Source organism: Pseudoalteromonas sp. DSM 26666 (assembly GCF_900116475.1).
GTDB classification, from domain to species: Bacteria; Pseudomonadota; Gammaproteobacteria; order Enterobacterales; family Alteromonadaceae; genus Pseudoalteromonas; species Pseudoalteromonas tetraodonis.
Map to the genome: position 1 here is coordinate 100,292 of NZ_FPAR01000007.1, position 14,881 is coordinate 115,172.

Below are 14,881 nucleotides of genomic sequence, written 5' to 3' on the forward strand. Positions count from 1 at the left end.
CGCTTATGGGCGTGGAATAAACCCAACCGCATCATAAACTGCTTTTAATGTAGTTTCTGCACGCGCGCTGGCTTTTTCAGCCCCTGTTCTCATGATGTCATTAAGAAGTGTTTGATCTTCACGAATTTCTTTAAAACGTGTTTGAATTGGCTCAATCATGCTGACAACAGCTGCTGCGGTGTCTTTTTTCAAATGGCCATACATTTTGTCTTCGTATTCAGGGACTAACTCTTCAATTGAGCGCTTAGTTGCCACACTTAGTAGCGTAAGTAAATTAGATACACCTGGCTTTTCTTTGCGATCAAAGTAAATACGCGCTTGCTCGTCAGAATCGGTAACTGCTTTTTTAAGCTTTTTCTCAATCTTTTTCGGCTCGTCTAACATCATAATAAAGCCATTTGGATTTTCATCTGACTTAGACATTTTCTTCAGTGGATCTTGCAGGCTCATGACTCGCGCACCAAATTCTGGAATATACGGTTCTGGCAGCGTAAAAATATCGCCGTAAACATTATTAAAGCGAGTTGCAATATCACGCGTTAGTTCAAGGTGCTGTTTTTGATCTTCACCTACAGGTACTTTGTCTGCTTGGTACAGTAAAATATCAGCCGCTTGCAAAGCCGGATAAGCAAATAACCCCACATTAATATTATTAGCATGCGTTGCCGACTTATCTTTAAACTGGGTCATGCGATTAAGCTCACCCATTTGCGCATAACAGTTTAATACCCAGCCAAGTTGCGCATGCTCAGGTACCTGAGATTGTACAAATAACGCCGCTTTTTCTGGGTTAATACCGCATGCCGTATATAACGCAACGCCATCGAGTACACGAGCACGCAATAATTCAGGGTCTTGGCGTACGGTAATTGCATGCAAGTCTGCAAGCATAAAGTAGCTATCATATTCTTCCTGTAGCTTAACCCACTGGTTAATAGCGCCAACATAGTTGCCTATTGTCATACCACCGGTTGGCTGCATGCCACTTAATACTACTGGTTTACTCATGATTTTCCTTTATTTTTACTTAATTAAAAATGCTTAACGCTGTGTTAGTGTCGGTATTATAGCTAAGAAGTTATCGCATAGGTACTGCGGATTATAATCCGCTAACTGCTCTCCCTGGTGATACCCATAAGTGAGCGCTATCACGTCAATGTTAGCGGCTTGCGCTGCGAGTATGTCACTCTTTGAGTCACCAATCATAATCGCTTTATCAGGCGTTATATTTAATGCATCGCAAGCAAATAATAGCGGCTCAGGTGACGGTTTTTTTGCCATGTCGTCACCGCAAACAATCACTTCAAAATGACTGCGAATAGCAAGCTTATCTAAAAGCATTTCAGTAAAGCGGCGTGCTTTATTAGTAATAAGTGCTTTAGGCATACCACTGAGAGCAGCAAGACCAGTTTCAACATGCTGATATAACACACTGTATTCACCGATCTGCTCACTGTAATGTTGATAAAACAGATTGATAGCTCGTTCGCTTAAAGCCTCATCGAGATGCTCACTAATTTGCATATCGCCGCAAAGGGCTCGTTTAACTAACACCTCAATGCCATTACCTACCCAACTTTCAACTAATCGCTGACTGACAATTGGAAACGCTAAATCGCTAAGTGTTAAATTTAAAGCCATATACAAGTCGTACACACTATCAACTAGGGTGCCGTCTAAGTCAAAAAACGCTGCATCATATTTCATTATTTAACACTTTCTAATTGCTGACGCATCTCATCAATCACTGTTTTATAATCAGCCTGATTAAAAATAGCTGAGCCTGCAACAAACATATCTGCACCCGCTTCAGCCGCCGCTGCTATGTTATCTACTTTAATACCGCCATCTACTTCTAAACGAATATCACGTCCAGATTCAACAATGCGTTGTTTTGCCTCTCGCAGTTTCTCGAGTGTTTGTGGAATAAAACTTTGCCCACCAAACCCAGGATTTACTGACATTAATAAGATCACATCTACTTTATCCATTACGTGATCGAGGTAACTTAAACTCGTTGCAGGGTTGAACACTAAGCCTGCTTGGCAACCTTCATCTTTTATCAATTGCAAAGTACGGTCAATATGCTCGCTCGCCTCTGGGTGAAAGGTAATAATTGATGCACCCGCCTCGGCAAATTGTGGAATTAAGCTATCTACCGGTTTTACCATTAAATGCACATCAATCGGGGCTTTAATCCCGTAGTCGCGAAGTGCTTTACATACCATTGGGCCAATCGTTAAGTTAGGTACGTAATGGTTATCCATTACATCAAAATGAACGACATCAGCACCTGCGGCTAACACTTTGTCGACATCTTCGCCTAATCGTGCAAAGTCTGCAGATAATATTGAGGGCGCTATTAAGTATTTTTGTTCACAGTTGAGCATCGCTAATCCGTTAATGAATAATTTATGCCGTTAATGTAACTTAATTAGCGAAGTTACCCAAGTAGCACCTTTAAAAATAGCGCCAAATAAGTAATGTTAAAGCCTTATTGCGGCTATTCATGAAAAAGAATAACCTGCTGAGGATGTAGGCTTTATAATTAAAAAAAGAATCAGTTTTTAAGCGGGGGCCACTCAGTATTTAAAACACAATACAAATAAACAATAACAAAAATAAAGTGTATTATTTAAGCAGTTTTTGTTATGCTGCGCGAAGAACTAAATTATTAGGTTATATTATGCGTGCTTTTAAAATTGGATTATTAATCACGTCGGTAAGTGTTATTATTGGAGCAACATCGCTTTGCTCAAATACTGAGCAAGATTTAAGCTCTGCCAACATTTGTCTTCATAAAGAGCAAACCAACGCTATTAATAATAGCGCAACCCGTTGCATTCAAATTGAAGAGGATTCGTCTTGGGCCTCTTGGTTAACAGGTGATAGCCGTAGCGCTCAGTTTCATTACTTAGACTTGCTAGAGTTGTTAACGGGTACTGATGACAAACACAAGCCCTCTTCAATCAAGCCATTATTTTAATTAAATGCAGCACTTTTTTAGCGCGTTACAAAGCGTACTGGCTGCATTTTTTGGTGTTCAATCTGAAGATAAGCGCAAAACAGACTTTAAGTACCACTCTCCAATTACGCTGATAGCTATTGCCGTAGTACTGTTTGTATTGTTTGTATTGGCTATTTATGCAACCGTGACTTCGGTGCTAAATACATAGCCATTAGCTCATCCACTTTATTTCGTGAACCGCCCTTTGGACTAATCGTACGTTTAACCTGAATTTTATCCAGTGATGCTTGACTGTAAATTTTGCGTGTCCACACGGTATCGTGGTTTGAAATAAGGACTGGCGTGTTATTCTCAAATGCCGCTTGCTCAGCCAAGTTAGCTAAATTAGCCTGATCATCTAAGTTAAATCCGCCTTTAGCGTAAGAGGTAAACGATGCGGTTTTACTTAATGGCACATAGGGCGGATCGCAGTATATCACCGCATTTTTAGGGACCAGTTTAAATACATCATCGTAGCCTAAGCAGGTAAATGTTGCTTTTTGTGCTTTGTTGGCAAAAAAGTACATTTCTTTTTCAGGAAAATAAGGCTTTTTATATTTACCAAAAGGCACATTAAAAATGCCCTTTAAGTTATATCGACATAATCCGTTATAACCATGGCGGTTCATATATAAAAATAAAATAGCTCGCTCATACACATCGCTGCTTTGGTTAAACTGCACACGATAATCGTAATACGCATCTGGATGGTTATTTAAATCAACAAATAGTTTTTTTGCATCGCTAATAAACTCATCCGGCGAACGTTTAAGCTCTTTATATAAATTGATTAAATCAGCATTTATATCGTTAAGTACGTAGTGTTTAAAATTACTATTTAAAAACACTGAGCCCGCACCAACAAAAGGTTCAACCAAGGTATCTGCATGTTTACTTGCTTGATTTAGTCGCGCGTTAATATCTTCAACGAGGCTGTATTTTCCGCCAGCCCATTTAAGGAAGGCTCTACTCTTTTGCTGCATTGGCTCTTTACTTCAATTCGGTGTTGCGCGATTTTACACTAAAGTCACTGAGTTTACTGATCAACTCGTGCAATTTCTTGTTTTATTTTGCTAATTTTTTTATAGAAAGGTTTATTTTTTCTTACTCCAGCGGGGAGTGCTTGCAGTGCTTGTTTTGCCTCATTTAAGTTAGCAAAACTGCCTGTTGTTACCACCCACCATATTTTACCATTTCGCTTAGTTTGATATGTATTGGTAATACTTTCTAGCTTATGTTCAGCAATAAACTCATTGCCTACCTGCTGCTGAGTTACGGCTAATAGCTGAATAACAAAATTATCTTCAGGTTGTTCTAGGTACCAGTTACTGGGTATTTTTATTATTTGGCTTTGCTGCTTTACCACCTCAGGCACGCTAATGGCTTCTTCTTCAACCGGCGGCGGTGCTGGCTTTTCTTGTTCAGTTAAAGTCGATGGCTCAGTTAAACTACCTACAATTGCTGGCACGTCATTGTGGGCACGCTCATCTGTAGTTGGCTCTTTAGTTATAGGCTGTGGTGAAGTAAACAGGGTTGGTGATTTAACCGGTTGTTGTTTATTTTGAATAGCTTGCTCGGTTGTAATAGCGGTTGTGAGGACTTGCTCATCGCTTTGACGATTAGCATTTTTCCACCATTGGGTCATATCAGCTTTGTATACAACGCCAATAATCAATAACATAATTATGAGTAATAGTGTGAGCAACTGTAAGCGCCAAGATACTTTGTCTTTTACGATAATATCAGCAACTTGTTCGCTAGGCTGCCAGGCTAATAAAAGACTTGGGTTACCTTGGGCTTCAACTAAAAAGGTTTTAAATACAGGGTCTTCATCATAAGGTAAAGCCGTGAAGTACCATCCCATTAGCTGCTTACTTTCAACCAAGTTTAATGGCTCTAAATGAATATTAACTGCCTCTTTAAACGGCAATTTAGATTGCGATGCAATCATAATGTAAAGCACATTGGGCGCACTTTTTGATAACAGCTCGAGCTCTGCAATTAGTTCTTCAGATAGGTGCCTGCCGCCATCGATAACCCATAAACACGCGCCGCATTGTTGTTGCTTCGCTAATTGATAATAGTTTTGTGATAAGCTCAGGTTGTGGTCAATTAAAGGGGCATTAAAGCTTTGCTCTAATAATTGAGTCATCAATTGCACATCAGTCATTTGAGCGCCAACTTGCACAAACGCTTTATTAAAATCGTTATATTTATCAGTGATGAAGGTTTCAAGCAAATAGCTTTTACCTAAACCAGAAGTGCCCAACAAAACAATTAGGTTTTGACCATATTCAAATTGCAATGCGATTCTATCCACCAAAGCCGCACGGCTCGGTAAAATTTGTGACTGCATTTATTGCTCGATCAATGCTCTGACTTGATCATCAGACACATCATCAACTAATGCACATTGACCAAATTCGGTGGGTAAAATGAATCGGATAGTCCCTTTTTTATTCTTTTTATCTTTTCGCATATGCAGTAAAAAGTGCTCACTGGTCATATCGCTAGGTATCTCGATTGGTAAGCTATATTGCGCTATTAATGTAGCAATACGCTCTACATCTTCTCGTGTTAAATCTTGGCGAGTATAAGCAAGCTTTGCAGCAAGCACCATACCTGTCGCGACCGCTTCTCCATGTAACCAAACACCGTAACCCATTTGTGCTTCAATAGCATGCGCAAACGTGTGCCCTAAATTTAACAACGCACGAAGGCCCTGCTCTTTTTCATCTTGTGCAACAATAAGCGCTTTAATTTCACAGCATCTGAAGATGATGTGCTGTAAACACGTCTCGTCTAATTGTTGTAATTTAGCGATGTTATGCTCTAGATAAGCAAACAGTTCAGTATCGTAAATCAGGCCATACTTAATAACTTCAGCCATGCCTGCAGCAAACTCGCGTGTTGGTAAGGTATGCAACGAACGCGTGTCAATAAATACAGCTTGGGGTTGATAAAAAGCCCCAATCATATTTTTACCTAGCGGGTGATTAACCGCTGTTTTGCCGCCAACTGAAGAATCAACTTGAGATAATAAAGTGGTTGGTATTTGGATAAAAGGGACGCCACGCTGATAACAAGCAGCAACAAATCCAGTTAAATCACCTACAACGCCACCACCTAATGCAATTAAGCAGGTGTCACGGCCGCAATTATTCTCAAGTAGGAATGCCGAAATTTTTTCAAACCAAGTGAGTGATTTATATTGCTCACCATCTGGAATAATAAAATGCAGTGGGTTTAGCTGTGCTAATGAGTCAAGCAACTGTTGAAGGTACAGCGGTGCAATCGTTTCATTAGTAATGATGATAGGCCGACAATCACCAATGTGATGGATTAGACGGCCTGTATCTTGAAGTGCAGATTGACCAATATAAATAGGATAACTTCGCTCGTCTAAATTAACAGTTAATTCAAGCATGCTGGGTTAGTCCTTTTTAATACTGGCTTTTAAAAATCCAATTTCTCGATGATTTGGTTAGCAACAACTTTCGCGCTCTGCTCATCAGTGCGTACAACAAAATCAGCTACTTCTTTATATAATGGTTCACGCTCTTCTGCTAAGCGCTCAAGTACATCACGAGGTGCTTCTTCTGTTTGCAGTAATGGGCGACGCTTGTCGCGTTGCGTACGTGCAACTTGCTTTTCAATCGGTGTCTCTAAGTATACAACAATACCGCGAGCCGAAAGCTTGTTTCGAACTTCTTTACTCATTACTGAGCCACCACCGGTTGCAAGTACAATACCTTGCATTTCGGTTAAGTCACCAATAACAGATTCTTCACGAAGTCTAAAGCCTTCTTCACCTTCAAGATCGAATACCCAGGCAATATCTGCGCCCGTGCGACGTTCGATTTCTTGATCAGAATCAACAAATTCAAGGTGTAATTGGTCAGCGATGTGACGACCAATCGTGCTTTTGCCAGCCCCCATGGGGCCAACTAGAAATATATTACGTTTCTCAGCCATATCTTTTAGTACAAACGAACTCTAAAATTTGAAATAAAACCCCGCCTAACGACCTGGCCCCAAAATTAAGAAAGGGATTATCTCAGTAATCGGTCGGGTATTTCAAGTCAATTAGGATAAAAAGCCATATAACGAGCAATTAAACTAAATAATTACCCACTGGTTAACAAAAAAGCACCTTATTATAGGCAAGTTTATCTTCTAGGGTTAAAATTTATGCAATTAAGGTTACTACATTGTTGCTTCATGAAAGCTTTTGCATGGTAACTTTACAAGAGCCTGAATTACAAACAACATAAACGCAGCCTTAAATACATCCGCAGTACAGTACATGATCAAAATTATATACTGTCTTATTGTACATTTATAGGGAGTGTTCACACCACGATAACTAAATTACATACCCATACTATCTAGGCTGGTATTCAACCTAGATAGCTTAAATATTTAGTCTATTTGGATTTTAGGTGTGACAAAAATCAGCAGTTCGCGCTTTTCATTGAACTCGCTTGTGCTTTTAAATAGTCTTCCTACGTAAGGAAGGTCGCCCAATAAAGGTACTTTTTTGGTCGAATTAATAATTTGCTGTTGGAAAATACCACCCAACACTACCGTTTGTCCATTCTCAACGAGTACTTGAGTCTCAATTTGTTGCGTATCGATGGCAACCGCTGGGCCTGTACCTGTTTGAACCGTATCCCCTCGGGTATCTTGAGTAATGATTAAATTTAAAATAACTTTGTTATCGGGTGTGATATGAGGTGTCACTTCTAGGCTTAGTACTGCCTTTTTAAAACTTACGGTTGTTGCACCACTTGAAGCTGACTCCACATACGGGATCTCAGTACCTTGTTCAATACGCGCTTTTTGCTGATTAGCAGCAGTAATGCGTGGGCTTGCAATGATTTCACCTTTGTTTTCTTCTTCAAGGGCGGTTAATTCTAAATCAATTAATGTTCCGTTAGCCAATTTAGCAATGTGCATACCTATACTCGCCGATGGATTCGCCACTGGTAAATTAACGTTAAGTCGATCAGAAAGACTAGGAATATTACCATTAGAAATCGTTTCAGCTCCTTCTAATGTGCCAGAAACACCGTCTGAGCCTTGCTGATCACTAAACCCCCAACGAACCCCCAAGTCTTCAGTTACGTTGTCACGTACGGTTACCATACGCGCTTCAATAACCACTTGTTTAACCGGTATATCTAAAGTTTCGACCATACGACGAACACTTTCAATACTTTTTGCAGTGTCTTTCATTAATAACGTATTAGTACGTTGATCAACAGACACGCTCCCTCTGGCTGTAATAATACTGTTAGTATCTGTTTTTAATAAGTCGGCAAAATCTTCTGCTTTTGCATAATTTAAGCGGATGTATTCACTGTAAAGTGGCTCTAAATCCTCAACTTGCTGTTTAGCTTTTAACTCTTTTGCTTCACGGGCAGCCAGCTCTTCAGATGGTGCAACCATTAAAATAGAACCGTCCATGCGTTTGTCTAAGCCTTTTATTCTAAGCACGACATCTAACGCCTGATCCCACGGAACCCCATCAAGGCGAAGAGTAATATTGCCTGTCACTGAGTCGCTTGTTACCAAGTTAAAATCATTGTAACCGGCAATAATCTGTAACACAGCACGAACAGAGATATCTTGAAAATTAAGCGTCATAGGACGACCCAAGTACTCTTTACCACCATCTAAGTAGGCATTTTGCGTTTCATCTTTCTCAACCGTTAAGGTAAAAATATTCTCAATTTGCTGATAGGTATAGGCAAATGCAGTGTTTGGTTCAATCACTAAACGTGTAAGGTTATCTTCTTTAAACGTTTCAATACTGCTCACCACAGTGCCAAAATCAAGTACATCTAATTCATACAATAAATCATCTAAAATATCGGTATGATGAAACTCGGCAATGATTTTTCCACCGCTTTCATGAACCTCTACAGCTGCCTGAGTATCTTGTAGATAAACAAGTACTTTCGCTTCACCTTTTTCTCCACGTCGAAAGTCAATTGCTTGAATACCGTTAATATAATTAGACGTGTAAGCAGGCTTATCTTCGCTGGTTGTTAAAATTTGCTCTGTGAGTGGGTTATCAGAAATTCTAATAGAAACTAAATTATTGTTTACTTCAGTCTCATAAATTTTTAATCGGTCCAAGTTAATGGTCACTTTTAAACCCGCACTGGTCATCATACTCGTGATGTTACTGATACCAGCTTGGTTGATAGCGATATTCGTCAACCCTTCATCTAATTCTACCCCATCAAATAGTAGCTCTATTCTTGCAGGGCTATTAAAAACTTGTACTGCTGGTTGCTGCTGCAATTCTTCATCAAAAACTAGCTGTAATTCGGTTTCACCTTTAAGCAATGGATTATATCGAACGTCATAGAGTAAAGGGGCTGCACTTACGGCTTTTGTCATTAGTAGTAAAAAAACAAACAATAAAGCAGATAAAATACGATGATGCGAACACTCACCTTTGTGCATATAGGGTATACCTTTTTTCTTATTAATTTGCGCCATTGGTTGCCGCCTCTAACATTTCTAATTTGGTCAAACGTTCTTTCCAACAACCTGACCCATCAGGGATTAATTCTACTAATTCAATATAGTCACTATTAACACTGCTTACTTTTCCGTCATAGGTGCCTAAATAGCTTCCTATTGTTACTCGGTGCAAGGTGTCATCAGCAGCTGTAATGAGCGCCCATGTTTTGCCGTTCGATCCTATTGTGCCCCTCATTGCTAAATTATCTAATGGGTACTTCTCCAGTGGCTGACGAACACGCTCTGGATCTGGGTGAAGACAGTTTTTAACTTGTGTTAGCTTGTTTTGAATAATTTCTGGTTCTGGCGCTACAAAAGGGCTACGTAAGTCTTTGGCGTTATACTCAAAGTGCTCAAACTTAACTAGCTCAGGTATTTTTTCAATACGTGCCGTGGTATTTGCCTTAACCTGATCAATAAATTCTTTTTGCTCCGATGTATCCTCGTTACAGCCACTGAGCAAAAACATCGCAGTGGTTAAAAAGAGAAGCTGCTTCATCATCTCACCCCCTCTTCATAACGGTAAGTTTTTGCTACTACACTGAATGTTAGCTGCTTTTCGCCAGATGATAAAATAGAAAAGTCATGTAAACTGACAATTCTTGGTAGTTGAGCCACTTTCCCTACAAATTCGCCAAACTCATGATAAGTACCTACCACTTCAATTTTAATTGGCAACTCGGTATAAAACTCTTTTTCAACTTCTGGCAACCAACCAATTTTTAAAAATGTTAACCCGCTGGTTGTACCCACATAAGAAAGGTCGTCCAATAATCCTGGCGTCTCATTTGAAGTAGGTAGGCGTTTTAATAATTGAGAGAATTTATCTTCCATCTCAACCATTTGCTCACGATAAATATCAAGCTTACTGGCAACTGCATATTTAGTTCGGTAGGTTGTGCGTAACTCAATTTCCTTAGCAACGGCATTGTGGTAGCTGTCTATTTCATCCGACACTAATAAGCTGTAGCTAAAAAACAACACCAAACAAGCTACAAAAGTTCCGCATATTGCTTTTACAATAACGGGCCACTCACCGATGTTATCGAGCTCGATTTCATTCCAATCGATTTCTGTAAACGATTTAAAATCAAGGTTCATTACGTACCTCACCTATTTTGCCAAATGGTTTTACGTAAAACTCCATATTAAAATCGCTGAGTAAACGTGAAGATTGATCGCCGGCAACAATACCTTGCATAGTCGGGCGCTCTAATAAGTAAGAGCTTTGTACCTGTCTGAGCATAGTAGATAAACGATTATTAGACTCACTTTTGCCTAACACATGAATTTGATTACCTTTGCGCTCCAGCTTGGTTAAATAAACCCCTGCAGGCACTATTTTTGCCACTTCATCCATTATTTGGGTGCCTAAATTACGACTACTTTGTAACTCTTCAATTAAACGCATACGTTGTTGTAAGTTTTCTTTTTTCTTGTCTAGATCACGTATGTCGCGAATTTTATTGTCGAGCGTTGTAATTTCTGAACTAAGATAATTATTTTTTAACGTTTGCCCTTCTTTTAGAGCACCATAAAACACACTCAGCATATACATACCAGCAAAACAGACGATAACCACAGCCATAAGAAGTGTTATAAATTTCTTTTTAGACTGCTCACGCTGTAGCTCACGCCAAGGTAATAAATTTATATGTGGCATGATGAAAAGCTCCTCAACGCCAGGCCAGTCGCAATTGCAAATTGAGTGCGGTGGCGCTGTATTATATTACGATCAACTCTAGGGGATATTTCCATCTTATCAAATGGTTCAACAACAACTGTGTGTATTCCTAATTCTTCAATCAGCAATCTATCAATGCCTTTAATCATCGCTGAGCCGCCCGTCAATACAATATAGTCCAATTGTTCTTTACCTGTGGTGGTTAAAAACATTTGAACAGCACGACGAACCTGCTGGAGTAACGATGTTTGAAAAGGAGCTAACACTTCAAATGTATAGTTTGGAGGTAAATCACCGGTTGTTTTGCCAATTTCAGCTTCATCAAAGCCTTTGTTGTAGTAAGCAACGATACTATTTGTGTATTGGTCGCCACCAAATACTTGGTCACGGGTATAAATTGTCTCACCAGATTGCACTACACTCACCAAGGTGAGTACAGCACCAATATCAACCACTGCAACCGTTTTGTCATATGCATCTGATGGTAACTGTTGGTAGTAAACATCCATAGCGCGACTTAGCGCATAGCTTTCAACGTCCACTACTTTTGCGGTTAAATTCGCAGCACTTAACGCACCGACTCTGGCTTCAACGCTTTCGGTTCTAGCGGCAGAGAGCAGTACATTTATTTTGCTCGGGTCAGCACTATTTGTAGAGAGCTTTTCAAAATCAAGACTCACTTCATCTAGTGGGTAAGGAATTAAGCTGTCGGCTTCAATTTCAATCTGCGACTCTAATTCAGCGTCGCTTAAGGAAACATCCATGAAAATAACTTTGGTAATCACGGTTTGCCCAGAGACGGCAACAGACGCGAATTTTAGCGACTTTGGTAGCTTTCGTTTTAACTTGATTATCACATTACCAATTGCTTCAATATCTTGAATATTACGCTCACTCATAGCGCCTTTTGGCATAGGTTCAATTGCAAGTGCTTCTAGTCGAAGCCCAGTTTCTGTTTCACTTAAAAGTACGGCCTTGATAGAGTGCGATCCAATATCAATACCTACCATCATTGGTGATGGTTTTTTTATTAGTTGACTTAGCATGTTTGCAACTTTGCCTTTGTTTTAATAATAAACAAGTTATAATTTATATCTTAAAAAATATTATTCAATTTTTAATCAATATATACTAGCAGTCTCAACCTGTAATTGGGAGTCCGTTTAGGGAAATATCAGTGATTTTATTAAAAAGAACTTTACAATTTTTGATCATTTGTGCATTACTTGCACTAATTACATTGCTCAGCCTTTATTACTACGTTAAATCCGATATTCCCAGCGTGCAAGTTTTAAAAAACGTGCAATTACAAACGCCTATGCAAGTATTTACTAAAGATGGGCTTTTAATCAACCAATTTGGTGAAAAAAGACGGATCCCTGTAACTATAGACCAAATTCCCCAGCCTTTATTGCAGGCTTTTTTGGCAACTGAAGATAACCGCTTTTACGATCATATCGGTATTGATCCAATTGGTATTGTGCGCTCAGCGCTAGTACTTATTTCTACTGGTGAGAAAAAGCAAGGTGCCAGTACTATTACCATGCAATTAGCTCGTAACTTCTTTTTAACACGAGAAAAAGCCTACATTCGTAAAGTAAAAGAAATATTTATTGCCATTCATATCGAAAACCTCCTCTCAAAAGATGAAATATTTGAGCTTTACCTAAATAAAATAGAATTAGGAAATCGTGCCTTTGGTATTGGTGCTGCGGCTCAAGTTTATTATGGTAAAGAACTAAAAGAGTTAACTCTTGCGCAAATGGCAATGATTGCTGGTTTACCAAAAGCCCCTTCGGCACTTAATCCTATTCGTAATCCAGAACGTGCTAAAGCAAGAAGAAATGTGGTGTTAGGAAGAATGCTTGAAGAGAAGTATATTTCAAGAGCGCAGTATAATGAAGCCACTAACCAACCAATTACCGCGTATTTTCATGGAGCTGAAATTGACTTATATGCGCCGTACATTTCAGAAATGGTACGAGCAGAAATGGTGTCACGCTACGGTATAGATAAAGCCTATAACTCAGGGTTTAAAGTGTACACCTCTGTTGAATCAGATGTTCAAAAAGCAGCACAAACAGCTCTAGTTAATAACCTACATGCCTACGATATGCGCCATGGTTTTAGAGGCCCTGAAGCCATATTGTGGGATCCGCAAACAGAGCCGCCATTAACGCAGTCGAAATTATTAAACACTTTAAAAGCCGTTAATGAATTTGGCCCTTTAAAAACGGCTGCGGTGTTAAGCGTGAGCGATAAAAGCGCTGAAGTTATACTTAAAAGCGGCGAGCGCACAACCCTTACTTGGGATAACCTAAAATGGGCACGTAAGTTTATTACACGCTATCGCCAAAGCTTTGCGCCTGAAACAGCAAGCGATATATTAACCCCAGGCATGCAAATATGGCTGCGCAAAAATGACGATAATAGCTATATTTTAAGTCAAATACCTGAAGCGGCGAGCGCCATTGTTTCTTTAGACCCACAAGACGGGCGCATAAAAGCCATTGTTGGTGGATATAGTTTTGAACAAAGCCAATATAACCGAGCTGTACAAGCTAAACGCCAAGTAGGCTCAAATATTAAGCCGTTTATATATTCAGCTGCGCTTGAAAAAGGCTACACACTAGCGTCAATTTTAAATGATGCTCCTATAAATCAATGGGATAAGAGCCAAGGCGTTGCATGGCGACCAAAAAACAGCCCAGCTATTTATAATGGCCCAATTCGCATTCGTCGTGCTTTAGCCCAATCTAAGAATGTAATTTCCGTACGTTTATTAAGGGGCGTTGGACTGCAAAGAACAGCCGATCATTTATTAAAATTTGGTTTTGACGATAAAGATATAAATCGTAGTGAGTCACTGGCATTAGGCAGTGCATCCATTACGCCGCTTGAATTAGCTCGTGGGATGAGTGCTTTTGCTAATGGCGGTCACCTAATTGAGCCGTACTTTATTTCACAAATCCAAGATGCAATGGGTAATACGTTATTTAAAACCAATCCCACCATTATTTGTGATGATGAAACGACAACACCTAGCTCGCTAATGCTAGGTGAGCAAGTAGCACCAAATTGTGCGCCGCAGATCATCTCTAAACAAAATGCATTTTTAATTGCCAGCGCAATGAATAGTGCTATTTGGGGTGGCGGTAGCTGGTCACATAAAACCGGTTGGAGTGGAACAGGCTGGCGTGCACAAGCGCTAAAACGTCGCGATCTTTCTGGTAAAACAGGCACGACTAATGATTCTGTAGATACTTGGTTTAGTGGCTTTAACCGCGATGTGATGACATCAGTTTGGGTTGGCTTTGATAACCCAGGTAATACACTGGGACGGTCAACCTACAATAATAACTTAGGAAGTGGTCAAATATCAGGTGCTGAGTCAGGCGCAAAAACAGCTCAGCCTGCATGGGTTGATTTTATGCGCGCCGCACTGGATGGCAAACCTGCCGCGCCCATCGAACCACCTGAAGGCTTAGTTTCTATTCGTATTGATTTAGAAACCGGATTATTAAGTCATAAAAACGATTACACCAGCCGTTTTGAATACTTTGAAAAAGGCACCGCTCCTACCAAGTATGTGTTATCACAACCAAATGATATATTTGAAGAAAACACTAAAACTGAAGAAGAGCTATTTTAAA

Annotated in this window: 15 protein-coding genes; 3 read left to right on the forward strand and 12 right to left on the reverse strand. The window is 39.7% G+C overall.

Translation table 11 applies throughout. The features are described 5' to 3' along the window. Nucleotides 1-3 precede the first annotated feature (3 nt). Genes trpS through rpe form a run of 3 tightly spaced genes read right to left on the reverse strand, consistent with a single transcriptional unit; the run spans nucleotide 4 to nucleotide 2,390 of the window. Entirely contained in the window at nucleotides 4-1,008 is a 1,005-nt protein-coding gene (gene trpS, locus BM380_RS13875; RefSeq protein WP_008115060.1) for a tryptophan--tRNA ligase, read from the reverse strand. A 33-nt stretch (nucleotides 1,009-1,041) separates the two neighbouring features. Next, on the reverse strand, nucleotides 1,042-1,707 hold the full coding sequence (locus tag BM380_RS13880) for a phosphoglycolate phosphatase (RefSeq protein ID WP_028834493.1): 666 nt from the start codon (nucleotides 1,705-1,707) through the stop codon (nucleotides 1,042-1,044). Beyond that, complete coding sequence (rpe, locus tag BM380_RS13885; protein WP_016900317.1) at nucleotides 1,707-2,390, reverse strand: ribulose-phosphate 3-epimerase; 684 nt, start codon at nucleotides 2,388-2,390, stop codon at nucleotides 1,707-1,709. Before rpe ends, BM380_RS13880 begins: the two co-directional genes overlap by 1 nt. A gap of 296 nt (nucleotides 2,391-2,686) precedes the next feature. Here rpe and BM380_RS13890 point away from each other — a divergent pair, with 296 nt between their 5' ends. Together BM380_RS13890 and BM380_RS13895 are read left to right on the forward strand one after the other, a co-directional pair. Further along, a complete protein-coding gene (locus tag BM380_RS13890) occupies nucleotides 2,687-2,986 on the forward strand; it encodes a hypothetical protein (RefSeq protein ID WP_028834491.1) in 300 nt (99 codons plus the stop codon). Nucleotides 2,987-2,990: 4 nt separating this feature from the next. Further along, entirely contained in the window at nucleotides 2,991-3,176 is a 186-nt protein-coding gene (locus BM380_RS13895; RefSeq protein WP_008115053.1) for a DUF2970 domain-containing protein, read from the forward strand. Here the strand turns inward: BM380_RS13895 and BM380_RS13900 are convergent. The 9 genes from BM380_RS13900 to BM380_RS13940 form a co-directional block, all read right to left on the reverse strand. Further along, a complete protein-coding gene (locus BM380_RS13900; protein WP_008115051.1) occupies nucleotides 3,139-3,990 on the reverse strand; it encodes a Dam family site-specific DNA-(adenine-N6)-methyltransferase in 852 nt (283 codons plus the stop codon). The genes BM380_RS13895 and BM380_RS13900 overlap by 38 nt on opposite strands. A gap of 53 nt (nucleotides 3,991-4,043) precedes the next feature. After that, nucleotides 4,044-5,363, reverse strand: a complete 1,320-nt coding sequence (locus tag BM380_RS13905; RefSeq protein WP_090494859.1) for an SPOR domain-containing protein — start codon at nucleotides 5,361-5,363, stop codon at nucleotides 4,044-4,046. After that, nucleotides 5,364-6,434: a 3-dehydroquinate synthase gene (gene aroB / locus BM380_RS13910; protein ID WP_033104301.1), complete on the reverse strand. Its 1,071-nt coding sequence runs from the start codon at nucleotides 6,432-6,434 to the stop codon at nucleotides 5,364-5,366. It lies immediately after the preceding gene. Between the two features lie 29 nt (nucleotides 6,435-6,463). Beyond that, on the reverse strand, nucleotides 6,464-6,982 hold the full coding sequence (gene aroK / locus BM380_RS13915) for a shikimate kinase AroK (protein ID WP_008466255.1): 519 nt from the start codon (nucleotides 6,980-6,982) through the stop codon (nucleotides 6,464-6,466). Between the two features lie 447 nt (nucleotides 6,983-7,429). Continuing rightward, complete coding sequence (locus tag BM380_RS13920) at nucleotides 7,430-9,520, reverse strand: type IV pilus secretin PilQ (protein WP_013463907.1); 2,091 nt, start codon at nucleotides 9,518-9,520, stop codon at nucleotides 7,430-7,432. After that, nucleotides 9,507-10,043: a pilus assembly protein PilP gene (locus tag BM380_RS13925; RefSeq protein ID WP_008115036.1), complete on the reverse strand. Its 537-nt coding sequence runs from the start codon at nucleotides 10,041-10,043 to the stop codon at nucleotides 9,507-9,509. The genes BM380_RS13920 and BM380_RS13925 overlap by 14 nt, the downstream gene beginning before the upstream one ends. Then, nucleotides 10,043-10,645, reverse strand: a complete 603-nt coding sequence (locus tag BM380_RS13930) for a type IV pilus inner membrane component PilO (protein WP_008115035.1) — start codon at nucleotides 10,643-10,645, stop codon at nucleotides 10,043-10,045. Before BM380_RS13930 ends, BM380_RS13925 begins: the two co-directional genes overlap by 1 nt. Beyond that, the gene (locus tag BM380_RS13935) at nucleotides 10,635-11,207 is read right to left on the reverse strand and encodes a PilN domain-containing protein (RefSeq protein ID WP_008115031.1); all 573 of its coding nucleotides are present in this window, start codon (nucleotides 11,205-11,207) and stop codon (nucleotides 10,635-10,637) included. The genes BM380_RS13930 and BM380_RS13935 overlap by 11 nt, the downstream gene beginning before the upstream one ends. After that, entirely contained in the window at nucleotides 11,195-12,274 is a 1,080-nt protein-coding gene (locus BM380_RS13940) for a pilus assembly protein PilM (protein WP_013463905.1), read from the reverse strand. The genes BM380_RS13935 and BM380_RS13940 overlap by 13 nt, the downstream gene beginning before the upstream one ends. Nucleotides 12,275-12,405: 131 nt before the next feature. Here BM380_RS13940 and BM380_RS13945 point away from each other — a divergent pair, with 131 nt between their 5' ends. Further along, nucleotides 12,406-14,880 (forward strand): penicillin-binding protein 1A, encoded by a 2,475-nt coding sequence (locus BM380_RS13945; RefSeq protein ID WP_008115027.1) that lies wholly within the window; start codon nucleotides 12,406-12,408, stop codon nucleotides 14,878-14,880. Nucleotide 14,881 lies beyond the last annotated feature (1 nt).